The sequence below is a fragment of the Micromonospora sp. NPDC005686 genome (assembly GCF_042871665.1).
Lineage (GTDB): Bacteria > Actinomycetota > Actinomycetes > Mycobacteriales > Micromonosporaceae > Micromonospora.
In genome coordinates this window covers 558,150-569,611 of the sequence record NZ_JBIAIY010000001.1, presented here as the reverse complement: position 1 = coordinate 569,611, position 11,462 = coordinate 558,150, and the positions used below count along the sequence as shown (strand labels likewise).

The window sequence follows — 11,462 nt, the reverse complement described above, 5'->3', positions numbered from 1 at the left end:
CATGAGAAAACCTCCCTTACAAGGGATTCCGTTGCCGGAATAGCTAGTCACCACGAAATACGCCAGACTGCGCGGGGCACTACGCTCAACACGGAGAATCGGACACGAGGAGCGTTGATGGTCAACCGGCATCACGAGAACGGAAACGGCGGCCGTCGTGTCACTGTGCGTGATGGGGCCAATCACGCTCTGCTCGATGACGTGGCCAAGCAGATCATCGAACAGCTCCAGGAGGACGGGCGCCGCCCGTACGCGAGCATCGGCAAGGCGGTGGGCCTGTCCGAGGCGGCGGTACGCCAGCGGGTGCAGCGGCTGCTCGACGCGGGCGTCATGCAGATCGTCGCGGTCACCGATCCGCTCCAGCTCGGCTTCCCCCGCCAGGCCATGATCGGGCTGCGCACCGACGGCGACCTGGAGTCGGTCGCCGACCGGCTCGCCGAGTTCGAGGAGATCGACTACGTGGTGATCACCGCCGGCTCGTTCGACCTGCTGGCCGAGGTGGTCTGCCGCAACGACGCGCACCTGCTGGAGATCCTGCAGAAGCTGCGCGGGGTTCCCGGCGTGCTCTCCACCGAGGCGTTCGTCTACCTGAAGCTGCGCAAGCAGACCTACAGCTGGGGCACCGCTTGATGCGGATTCCGTTGATACAGCGCTGACTCGACGCTGAATCCGTCGCGTTGAGGCTTGTTTACTTGCCTTATCCGCATCGCCTGTGGGATAACCGTGGGTAGAGCGGCCGGTGTCACCCCTGACCGGCCCGAGACCCGATGGGGCTGACATGGCCAACGCCACCGACCATCTCTGGATGCACTTCACCCGCATGGCGAGCTACCCCGCCGGCGAGGTTCCGACAATCGTCCGGGGCGAGGGCGCGTACGTCTGGGACGCGCAGGGCCGCCGCTACCTGGACGGGCTGGCCGGGCTGTTCGTCGTCAACGCCGGCCACGGCCGAGCCGAGCTGGCCGAGGCCGCCGCCAAGCAGGCCGGCGAGCTGGCCTACTTCCCGCTCTGGTCGTACGCCCACCCGAAGGCCGTCGAGCTGGCCGAGAAGATCGCCACGCTCACCCCCGGCGACCTGAACCGGGTCTTCTTCACCACCGGCGGCTCGGAGGCCGTCGAGGCCGCATGGAAGCTGGCCCGGGCCTACTTCAAGCGCACCGGCAAGCCCACCAAGCACAAGGTGGTCAGTCGCTACATCGCCTACCACGGCACCTCGATGGGCGCGCTGTCGATCACCGGCCTGCCCGGCATCAAGACCGACTTCGAGCCGCTGGTGCCGGGTGGCATCAAGGTTCCGAACACCAACTTCTACCGGGCCCCCGAGCACGGCGACGACCCCGAGGCGTTCGGCCGCTGGGCCGCCGAGGAGATCGGCCGGGCGATCGAGCGGGAGGGGCCGGAGACGGTCGCCGCCGTCTTCCTGGAACCGGTGCAGAACTCCGGCGGCTGCTTCCCGCCGCCGCCCGGCTACTTCGAGCGGGTACGCGAGATCTGCGACGCGTACGACGTGCTGCTGGTCAGCGACGAGGTGATCTGCTCCTGGGGCCGGCTCGGCGAGTACTTCGGCGCCGTCCGCTACGGCTACCAACCGGACATCATCACCACCGCCAAGGGCATCACCTCGGGCTATGCCCCGCTCGGTGCGATGATCGCCAGCGAGCGGCTGATGGAGCCGTTCCTCACCGAGACCGGCATGTTCGCGCACGGCGTGACGTTCGGCGGTCACCCGGTCTCCTGCGCCGTCGCGCTGGCCAACCTGGAGGTGTTCGCCCGCGAGGACCTGATCGGGCACGTCCGGGCCAACGAGGGCGCGTTCCGGTCCACCCTGGAGAAGCTGTACGACCTGCCGATCGTCGGTGACGTCCGGGGCGACGGCTACTTCTACGGCATCGAGCTGGTCAAGGACAAGACGACCCGGGAGACGTTCGACGAGGCCGAGTCCGAGCGGCTGCTGCGCGGCTTCCTGTCCACCGCGCTGTTCGACGCCGGGCTCTACTGCCGGGCCGACGACCGGGGCGACCCGGTCGTGCAGCTCGCCCCGCCGCTCATCGCCGACCAGCAGCACTTCGACGAGATCGAGCAGATCCTGCGCGCGGTGCTGACCGAGGCGTGGTCGCGGCTCTGACGCCGATGACGGGCTACCGGCACCTGTCGTACTGGCTGTCCGGCCTGGACGAACCGCTGACACCGCGACCCGGGTTGCCCGGCGACACGGACGCCGACGTGGCGATCGTGGGCGCCGGGTACACCGGGTTGTGGACGGCCTACTACCTGGCCGAGGCCGATCCCACGTTGCGCGTCGTCGTGCTGGAGCGGGAGATCGCCGGGTACGGCGCGTCCGGGCGCAACGGCGGCTGGTGCTCGGCGCTGTTCCCCACCTCGCTGCCGGCGCTGGCCCGGCGGCACGGCCGGGACCGGGCACTGGCCATGCAGCGGGCCATGCACGACACGGTCGGCGAGGTCGGGCGGGTCGCCGCCGCCGAGGGCATCGACTGCGACTGGCAGGCCGGCGGCACGGTGATGCTCGCGCGCAACGAGGCCCAGCTGCACCGGGCCCGGGCCGAGGTCGCCCAGGCCCACGCGCACGGGCTGACCGACGACGACCTGACGCTGCTCGACGCCGCCGAGGCCGCCGCGCGTTGCGACGCCGAGGGGGTACGCGGCGGCACGTACACGCCGCACTGCGCCGCCGTGCACCCGGCGAAGCTGGTCCGGGGCCTGGCCCGGGCGGTGGAACGCCGGGGCGTACGCATCCACGAGCGCACACCGGTGACCGCGTTGCGGCCGGGCGCGGCGGTGACCCCGGCGGGCGTGGTCCGGGCGCCGGTGGTGGTCCGCGCGACAGAGGGCTACACGCCAGGGCTGCCCGGTCAGCGGCGGACCGTGGCGCCCGTCTACTCGCTGATGGTGGCCACCCCGCCGCTGCCCGAGGAGACCTGGGCGCGGATCGGGCTGGCGCAGCGGGAGACGTTCTCCGACTACCGGCACGTCATCGTGTACGGCCAGCGCACCGCCGACGGCCGGCTCGCGTTCGGCGGGCGGGGTGCCCCCTACCACTACGCCTCCCGGGTGCGGCAGGGCTTCGACCGGGAGCCCCGGGTGTTCGCGGCGCTGCGCCGGGCGCTCGGGGAACTGTTCCCGGTGCTCGGGCCGGACGTGCCGGTGACGCACGCCTGGGGCGGGCCGCTCGGCGTGGCCCGGGACTGGGCCGCGTCGGTGGGGCTCGACCGCCGCACCGGGCTGGCCTGGGCCGGGGGCTACGTCGGTGACGGCGTCGGCACCAGCAACCTCGCCGGGCGTACGCTCGCCGACCTGATCCGGGGCGTGGACAGCGACCTGACCGCGCTGCCCTGGGTGGGGCACCGCTCCCCCCACTGGGAGCCGGAGCCACTGCGCTGGCTCGCCATGAACGCCGGCCTGAAGATCATGTCCTCAGCCGACCGCAGCGAGCCCCGCACGTCTCGCCCGTCCCGCCGAGCCGACCTCTTCAACCGCTTCCTGGGCCACTGACACCACCCGCTCCCCCCGTTCCCCCCGCCCACCCCGTTGATCATGAAGTTAGCGGCACTCAGGGAGATCGAAAACACCGTCAACTTCATGATCGACCGACGGGCGGGCGGGGCCCGGGCGGGGCGGGGCGAGGCGGGGCGAGGGCCCGGGCGGGGGCGGTGGGTCAGTGATGGGGTGGGATTACGCGCAGGTGGCCCCGGCGGCCCTGCTGGGGGGCCTGGGGCTTGGTGGTGGGCTCGTCCTCGGGGGGACGGGGCGGGGCCGGGCGGGCGGCTTCGCGTACCGCCTCGGCCAGCGCCACCAGGTCGTCGGTGGTGGGCGGCGGCGGCTCGAACTCGCCCTCGTGCCGCACCACGTCCCAGCCGCGCGGTGCGGTCAGGCTGCGGGCGTGCGGCTCGCACAGGTCGTACGTGTGCGGCTCGGCGAACGCGGCGAGCGGACCCACCACAGCCGTCGACTCGTTGTAGACATAGGTCAGCGTGGCGACCGCTTGCCGGGGGCAGCCGTTACGGGAGCAGCGCCGTGGTGACCTCACCGCGGCAGGGTATCCCCATTACCGGGTTTGGCGCACCGCTTCGCGTTACGACACGCCCGTCACGGAGATCACAATTCCGCCGATCGCGCACCGGCACGCCGGACGGCCGCGCGACGGCGGGTGGACCGCCGACCGGGCTACCCTGTCCGACATGACGAGCCCGCAGAACCGCCGCCCCGGCTCCGGCCGGCGCACCCATCGTGACCGGCACGGTCGCGGGCTGCGCGGGCGGCTGGTGCCGGCCACCGTGCCCCTGGCCCGGACGAAGGCCGAGGTCTTCGACGATCTGGTGCTCGACACGGTGGAGACGCTCGAACGCCGGTTCGCCAAGGAGCTGGCCGGGGTGGAGTTCGCGGTCGAGGACGTGCCGCCGGATCTGAACGTCTACGACTCGGACGTGCTGGAGGACGGCGAGGTGCCGCTCGCCCGGCTGCTGCCCGGGCGGCCCGGCCGCCAGGAGGTGCCGCCGCGGATCGTGCTCTACCGGCGGCCGCTGGAGTTCCGCGCGATGGACCGCGAGGACCTCGCCGACCTGGTGCACGACGTGATCATCGAGCAGGTGGCGAACCTGCTCGGGGTCGACCCCGACGAACTGGCCTGACACCGGCCGGCCCGGCTGGCGCCGCCACCCGGCCGGACGAGCCGACCGGACGGCGACCCGGGTCCGGGCGGCCCCCACCACCCACGGACCCGTACGCGGATCAGGCGGCGACCCGCCGCTTGAGCTTGCGCCGCTCCCGTTCGGAGAGGCCACCCCAGATCCCGAACCGCTCGTCGTGGCCGAGCGCGTACTCCAGGCATTCCGTCTTCACTTCGCACCGCGAGCAGATGCGCTTCGCCTCGCGGGTCGAGCCGCCCTTCTCGGGAAAGAACGCCTCCGGGTCGGTCTGCGAGCAGAGCGCTCGCTCCTGCCACTCCGGCGCGTTCCCGAGCAGGTCGGCCACCTCGAGCTGGCCGTCCATCGATTGCCTCCTTGTCGCGCACCGGCGTCATTCGCCGCTGCAACCCCCCACGCGAAAGGCGTGCCTGGCCGCACGGTCACCATTTGTTGCGTTCCGTGCGAACAACCCCATTCAAATTACACGCGTGTAATGCGTGCGCCGTCAAGCCAAACTTGATAATGGAGTCGCCCTCCCGACACGTCCGGGACGACCGCCGCGGTCGCCCGTAGCCTCGCAACCTGCCCTATCGATTCAGACCCCGGACGAGTAACGCCCTCCCCGGCGAGTTGCGGGAAGTTTTCTGCCGTGGCGCATCGCCGACAGGCCGGCCGGACGCCCCCGCCGGCCGCTCGTACCAAGATCAGAATTGGTGGGCCAAAGGGTAACGCGCCTCCCGCGGTAACGCCCGTCGAGCCGGCCAACGCCGACCGCGCCCCGTCCACCATGTGGACGGGGCGCGGGTTCCGGCACGACTGACGGATCAGTCCAGACGAGCTGGTTGGCTGGAGGGCCAGACGAATTCGGCGATCGACCCGCCGGTGACCGAGATCGCGCCGGCCGTCGTGTTCTCGTCCCACCAGACGGTATAAACACCCGCCTCCAGATCCGGGTAGACGGCACTGTGGAACACCCCGTCCCGGACATGCCGCTCGCGTACGGCGGAGTGGGTCCGCGGACCGTCGAGGTCCACGCGGCTGATCTCGATCTCCCGGCCGTGCAGGTCCCGGCCGGTGTGGATGATCAGTGCGCCCCGGTCGCCGCCGAGGTCGAGCACGACGCTGCCGACCTCCGACGGGCCGAGATCGTGGCGGTGTGACATTCGTCGGCTCCCGTCAGGACTTCTTCGCCTGCGGGTTGCCGAACCCGTCGTACGGCGTGCCGAGGAACGGGAAGTCGGCCAGGAACGGCGCTGTGACGTCGGCCGCACTCAGGCCCGGCGTCACGGCCGCCGCGGCGGCGTCCGGCCGGAACGTCTTGTCGACCAGCGGCACGGTCAGCCCGGCGATGGCGCGCAGCGCGATCGTCACCACGTCGTCGGCGACCCGGCGGCCGTTGGGGTATCCGGCCAGGTCGCCGCCGAGCACCCCGAACCGGTCCGGCGTGCGGGTGGGCCGGATCGCCGTGTTCAACCGCAGCATGTCCGCCTGCGTGTCGCCTGTGGTGTTGGCGAAGCCGTCGATCAGTCCGGCCGGGACGCCGGTGAGCAGGATCGCCACCAGATCGGCGCGCGGCTTCTTGGACTTGTTCAGCGCGTCCAGGTTTCCGAACACGCCCGGGTAGAGCGTCGGCAGCAGCGCGGCCAGCTCGGGCCGCTCGACGAACCCGGCGAACCGCTTGTCCTCCGACGGCGGCAGCGTGTTCCACAGGTCCTTCTTGGACATCGGCACGATGACCTCGTTGAACAACGGGTTACCGAGTCGCGAAACCTGGGTGAAGGGGCCGGCGGCGGTGTCGGCGGACACCCGGTCACCGAGCACCCGCACCTGCTGGCGGGACGCGCTGGTCCAGACCCCGATCGTCGAGGCACGGTCGGCGTAGCCGTAGCGGGCGGCCTTGCGGCGTACCTGGTTCAGCGGCACCTGCACGGCGAGGGAGTGCACGTTGAGCCGGTCCAGCGCGTTCACCGGCTCCCCCTCGCTCCGGAACAGCTTCTTGCCGGCGACGTGCAACTGCTGGAACGGCCGCAGCGTGCCCAGGTCGAACACCGCGCCCAGATCGACGAAGAAACCGTCGGCCCGCTGGCCGGCGAAGACCTTCTCGCCGGTGGACAGCTTGAACGTCGCCTGCCGGACCAGGTTCTGGTAGTTCGGGGTGGAGAGCGTGCCGACATTGCACGGCGGGCAGGGCAACCTGTGCGCCAGCACCCGGGCGCGGCCGTCGGCGATCCGGGTCAGCCGGTAGAACTGGCGCCGGTTCCAGTTCTTGCTCTCCAGCGACTCGATCGGCCCGGTGTTGTAGAGAAAACTGTTCTGGTTTGTGATCTCGGTAGTGAATTCGAAACGATAGGTGACGTCCGGATAACCGTCGCCGTCGTTGTCGATGTGAATCTCGTACCGGACGTCGTCACCGAACTCGAAGAAGTTCGGGCCGCCGGAGGGGAGCTGCACCGGCACGTAGTTGGCGATCAACGTCACGGTGTCCGGCTGGCTCGGTGTGACGAACGCGTACAGGTCGGAACTGTCGGCGACCGGATCCTTGGCGATCTCCGGGGCCTCGCGGTGAGAGGACATGGCGGACGCACCTTCGTCGGGGAACGGAAGTCGGAACCGGCACCGGGAGCCCGCGCCGGCGGAGCGTGGAATCAGCGCCGGCCGGCGGCGCGCACCAGGCGGTCGGCCAGGCCGCGGTCGCGTACCTCGACCCGGTTGGCGCCGACGAAGACGTCCATGACGCCGGCGGCGGCGTCGCGCAGGTGGACCACGATCGGTTCGTCGCGCCGGCTCGCCGTAGAGGCGTTCTGGGCGGCGGACAGGCCCGGCACGGTGAGAGCGGCGGCGCCCAGTGTCGCGCTCGCCGCGGCGGTGAGCGTCTGCCTGCGGGTCAACCGCGGCCAGGTCCGCCGTTTCGGCGCGTCGGTGGTCTCGTCAGTGCTCATCGGCAACCTTTCCGGACCGGCGCCGCAGCGCCGCAGCGGGCCGGGCACCCGGATGCCGCCGGGCCCCGGGTTCGGGGTCACCGGCGGCGGTCCTCGCCGAAACCGCCGCCAGCACCCACAGGTACGGCGCGCGGCGGGGAAAGGTTCGACCTCAGGCGCGGGCGTGACCGTACGCGGTCGTCCGCTTGCGGAACGGGCGCCCCGCGGCGGTGGCGATCGCCCGCAACTGCTCCTCGGTACGGGCCGAGCCGTTGCCCGAGCCGGCCATCCGGGAGATGGTCTCCTCCATCAGGGTGCCGCCCAGGTCGTTGCAGCCGCCGCGCAGCATCGCCACGGTGCCTTCGTCGCCGAGCTTCACCCACGAGCACTGGACGTTGTCGATCCGGCCGTGCAGCAGCAGCCGGGCCATCGCGTGCACCGCCCGGTTCTCCCGCCAGGTCGGCCCCGGGCGGGCGATGCCGGCCAGGTAGATCGGCGCGTTCGTGTGCACGAACGGCAGCGCCACGAACTCGGTGAACCCGCCGGTACGGTCCTGCACGCCGGCCAGCACCCGGAAGTGGGCGAGCCACTGGCCCGGGTGGTCCACGTGGCCGTACATCATCGTGGAGCTGGACCGGATGCCCAGCTCGTGCGCAGTGCTGACCACGTCGACCCAGGCGGCGGCCGGCAGTTTGCCCTTGGTGAGCACCCAGCGCACGTCGTCGTCGAGGATCTCGGCGGCGGTGCCCGGGATGGTGTCCAGCCCGGCCTCGCGGAGCTGGAGCAGCCACTCCCGCACCGGCACGCCGGCCTTCGCGGCGGCGGTGACGATCTCCATCGGGGAGAACGCGTGCACGTGCATGCCCGGCACCCGCGCCTTGATCGCGCGGACGATGTCGGCATAGCCGGTCACCGGCATCTTCGGGTCGATGCCGCCCTGGAGGCAGACCTCGGTCGCGCCGGCCGTCCACGCCTCCTCGGCGCGGTCGGCCACCTGCGAGAGCGAGAGCCGGAACGCGTCGGCGTCGCTCTCCCGCTGGGCGAACGCGCAGAACCGGCAGCCCACGTAGCAGACGTTCGTGAAGTTGATGTTGCGGTTGACCACATAGGTCACGTCGTCGCCGACCGCGTCCCGGCGTGCGTCGTCGGCCAGCCGGCACAGCTCGTCCAGCGCCGGGCCGTCCGCGCCGAACAGCGCCAGCGCCTTGGCCTCGTGCGCCGGCGTCAGCAGCGCGCCCGGGTCGTCGGCGGCCAGCCGCAGGCCCGCACGCAGGTCGGCGTCCGCGCCACCACCCAGGGGTACGCCCGCGCGCGCCTCCGGCGCCACCTTGCCGGCCACCTCGGCCCAGTCGCCGTAGACGCTGTCGAAGTCGCCCCGCCGGTCCTCGGTACGCCCGGTGACGTCGATGGTGGCGTGCAGGTCGGTCCGGCCGCCGTAGACCTCCTCCGGCTCCTGCCAGGGCCGTCCCACCGGGCGGGCCGCCTCGACCGCGAGCCCGGTGGCCGGGTCGGCGAGCGCGCTCACGTGCGGCAGCAGGCGCGGGTCCAGCCACGGCTCACCCGCCCGGACGTACTCCGGATAGACGGTCAGCCGCTCGCGCAGAGTGAACCCGGCACTCGCGGTACGCGCCGCCAGCTCCTCCAGGTGCGGCCAGGGCCGCTCCGGGTTGACGTGGTCGGGCGTGACCGGGGAGACGCCGCCCCAGTCGTCGATGCCGGCGCGCAGCAGCAGGTCGTACTCGCCCGCGATGAGGTTCGGTGGGGCCTGGATGCGCGCCTTCGGGCCGAGCAGCACCCGGGCCACCGCCACGGTGGCGGCCAGGTCGTGCAGCTCCGCATCGGGCATGCCCCGCATCGCGGTGTCCGGCTTCGCGCGGAAGTTCTGCACGATCACCTCCTGGAGGTGGCCGTACTCCCGCATCGCCCGGCGGATCGCGAAGATCGCGTCGACCCGCTCCGCCCGGTTCTCGCCGATGCCGATCAGGATTCCGGTGGTGAACGGCACGCCGACCCGGCCGGCGTCGTCGAGCACCCGCAGGCGTACCGCGGGCTCCTTGTCCGGCGAGCCGAAGTGCGGGCCGCCCGGTTCCGACCAGAGCCGGGTGGCGGTGGTCTCCAGCATCATGCCCATGCTCGGCGCGACCGGCTTGAGCCGTTGCAACTCCGACCAGGTGAGCACGCCCGGGTTCAGGTGCGGCAGCAGGCCGGTCTCCTCCAGCACCGCCACCGCGCAGGCGCGCAGGTAGTCCAGCGTCGAGTCGTACCCCCGCTCGTCCAGCCACCGGCGGGCCGCCGGCCACCGCTCCTCCGGCCGGTCGCCGAGCGTGAACAGCGCCTCCTTGCAGCCCTGCGCGGCGCCCTCGCGGGCGATCGCCAGCACCTCGTCGCGCTCCAGGTAGGCGGCGGGCAGCCGGTGCGGCACGGTGGCGAACGTGCAGTAGTGGCAGCGGTCCCGGCAGAGCCGGGTCAGCGGGATGAAGACCTTCTTCGAGTACGTGACCACGCCCGGCCGCCCGGCCTCGCGCAGCCCGGCGTCCCGGATGTCGGAGGCGATCCTCAGCAACTCGTCGAGCATCGTCCCGCGCGCGGCCAGCAACGCGCCCGCCTCGGCGGCGTCGAGCGCCCGGCCGGTGGCGGCCCGCCCCAGCGCCCGCCGGATGGTCGCCTCGGTCGGTTCGGGGTCGCTGCGATCAACCATTCGCCCAGCCTATGCGCTGCCGGACGTCCCGCCGCTCACGCCCGGTCACGGTCCGGGCAGCGGGACGCCGGCTGGCGACCCGCCGCACCGCAGCGGCCCCGGAGGCGTCGAGCCCGGCCGGGGAGGCCGCGCGCGCGACCCGGCGGCGGGCGACGGTCGTCCGTCGCCCGCCGCGACGGGGTTCAGCGGGGGTGGTTCGGGTCCTCGCGGTCGAACCGCTGGGTGCGCTCGTCGTCGGTGGCGGGCGACGGCGCGCCCGGCTCGGCGGACTGGCGCGGGATCGACTGCGTCGGGTCGGCCGACGGCGGCTGCCCGAACGGCGGCGCGGACTGCGGCGAACCGTACTGCGGAGAGCCGTACTGCGGACCGGCATACGGGACACCGGACTGCGGGTCGGCGGACGGCGGGCCGGACTGCGGCGCGTGCGGCGGGGCGGTGTTGAACGGCGGCGCCGACTGCGGCTGGCCGTACGAACCGGGCTGCTGCGGCCAGCCGGGCTGGGGCGAGCCGGCCGGCGGGTAGCCCTGGCCGGGCTGCTGCGGGTAGCCGCCCGGACCGGGGTAGCCACCGGGCTGACCCGGCTGCTGCGGCCAGCCGGGCTGGGCCTGGCCGTACACGCCCGGCTGCGCCTTGGGCTTCGGCACGTAGTAGAGCGTGCGCCAGATCTTGAACACCACGAACGCGGCGACCCCGAAGATCGCCAACCACGCCGCGCGGGTGAGCAGACCGAGGAACGCGTCCAGCACCTCGCCGTCGGCGAGCCGGCCGACCAGCCAGATCAGGAACGTCAGCGCGCCGAACACGACGGACACGGCGTACTCGACGAGCGCCACCTGCGTGATCAGCTTGGCCTTCGGGACGACCGGAAGGATCACGGTGGCGATCAGAACGGCGAGCAACGGCAGGACCGTCGCTTCCAGGCCGATGAAGGCGAAGTACGTGCTACCGGCCCGGCCGCTGAACGTGCTGTAGTCGTCGACCGGCACGAGCAGGCGCAGCAGGCCGACGAAGAGTAGGACGGCGTTGGCGCCGAGAAGGACGAGCGCTGCGAGTTCGCGCAGCGGCTTTATCAACTGGCTGGCCTGCGCGGCGTCACCGGACGCGGGCTCGGCGGGGCTGGTCACGGACTCCCCCAGGGGACGAAAGCGGACAGTTGCCGAAGTGAGCGTAGTCTCTCCGGCCACCGAACGATCGACGGCGGCG

The 11,462-nt window shown here is 72.2% G+C and carries 11 protein-coding genes; 4 read left to right on the top strand and 7 right to left on the bottom strand.

Annotation, left to right across the window (positions count from 1 at the left end):
• Positions 1-117 precede the first annotated feature (117 nt).
• From ACFYON_RS02610 to ACFYON_RS02600, 3 genes are all read left to right on the top strand, one after another.
• The gene (locus ACFYON_RS02610; RefSeq protein WP_354865041.1) at positions 118-630 is read left to right on the top strand and encodes an Lrp/AsnC family transcriptional regulator; all 513 of its coding nucleotides are present in this window, start codon (positions 118-120) and stop codon (positions 628-630) included.
• A 148-nt stretch (positions 631-778) separates the two neighbouring features.
• Positions 779-2,125 carry an aspartate aminotransferase family protein gene (locus ACFYON_RS02605; protein WP_116504134.1) on the top strand — a complete coding sequence of 449 codons (1,347 nt, stop codon included), beginning with the start codon at positions 779-781 and terminating at the stop codon, positions 2,123-2,125.
• Between the two features lie 5 nt (positions 2,126-2,130).
• Entirely contained in the window at positions 2,131-3,510 is a 1,380-nt protein-coding gene (locus ACFYON_RS02600; protein ID WP_354865290.1) for an FAD-dependent oxidoreductase, read from the top strand.
• A gap of 163 nt (positions 3,511-3,673) precedes the next feature.
• On the opposite strand, the gene ACFYON_RS02595 is transcribed toward ACFYON_RS02600, so the two are convergent.
• Positions 3,674-4,045 (bottom strand): DUF3499 domain-containing protein, encoded by a 372-nt coding sequence (locus ACFYON_RS02595; protein WP_354865039.1) that lies wholly within the window; start codon positions 4,043-4,045, stop codon positions 3,674-3,676.
• 151 nt (positions 4,046-4,196) lie between these two features.
• On the opposite strand from ACFYON_RS02595, the gene ACFYON_RS02590 reads away from it, so the two are divergent.
• Positions 4,197-4,646, top strand: coding sequence for a metallopeptidase family protein (locus ACFYON_RS02590; RefSeq protein WP_018787548.1), 450 nt, complete (start codon positions 4,197-4,199; stop codon positions 4,644-4,646).
• 100 nt (positions 4,647-4,746) lie between these two features.
• Here ACFYON_RS02590 and ACFYON_RS02585 read toward each other — a convergent pair whose 3' ends face one another.
• The 6 genes from ACFYON_RS02585 to ACFYON_RS02560 form a co-directional block, all read right to left on the bottom strand.
• Positions 4,747-5,007 (bottom strand): WhiB family transcriptional regulator, encoded by a 261-nt coding sequence (locus tag ACFYON_RS02585; RefSeq protein ID WP_013284161.1) that lies wholly within the window; start codon positions 5,005-5,007, stop codon positions 4,747-4,749.
• A 460-nt stretch (positions 5,008-5,467) separates the two neighbouring features.
• The gene (locus ACFYON_RS02580) at positions 5,468-5,806 is read right to left on the bottom strand and encodes a phospholipase (RefSeq protein WP_354865035.1); all 339 of its coding nucleotides are present in this window, start codon (positions 5,804-5,806) and stop codon (positions 5,468-5,470) included.
• Between the two features lie 13 nt (positions 5,807-5,819).
• Positions 5,820-7,217 carry a DUF4331 domain-containing protein gene (locus ACFYON_RS02575; protein WP_354865033.1) on the bottom strand — a complete coding sequence of 466 codons (1,398 nt, stop codon included), beginning with the start codon at positions 7,215-7,217 and terminating at the stop codon, positions 5,820-5,822.
• A gap of 71 nt (positions 7,218-7,288) precedes the next feature.
• The gene (locus ACFYON_RS02570) at positions 7,289-7,582 is read right to left on the bottom strand and encodes a hypothetical protein (RefSeq protein WP_354865032.1); all 294 of its coding nucleotides are present in this window, start codon (positions 7,580-7,582) and stop codon (positions 7,289-7,291) included.
• A gap of 151 nt (positions 7,583-7,733) precedes the next feature.
• A complete protein-coding gene (locus tag ACFYON_RS02565) occupies positions 7,734-10,259 on the bottom strand; it encodes a bifunctional FO biosynthesis protein CofGH (protein WP_354865030.1) in 2,526 nt (841 codons plus the stop codon).
• Between the two features lie 182 nt (positions 10,260-10,441).
• Positions 10,442-11,383: a hypothetical protein gene (locus tag ACFYON_RS02560; protein ID WP_354865028.1), complete on the bottom strand. Its 942-nt coding sequence runs from the start codon at positions 11,381-11,383 to the stop codon at positions 10,442-10,444.
• Positions 11,384-11,462: the final 79 nt, after the last annotated feature.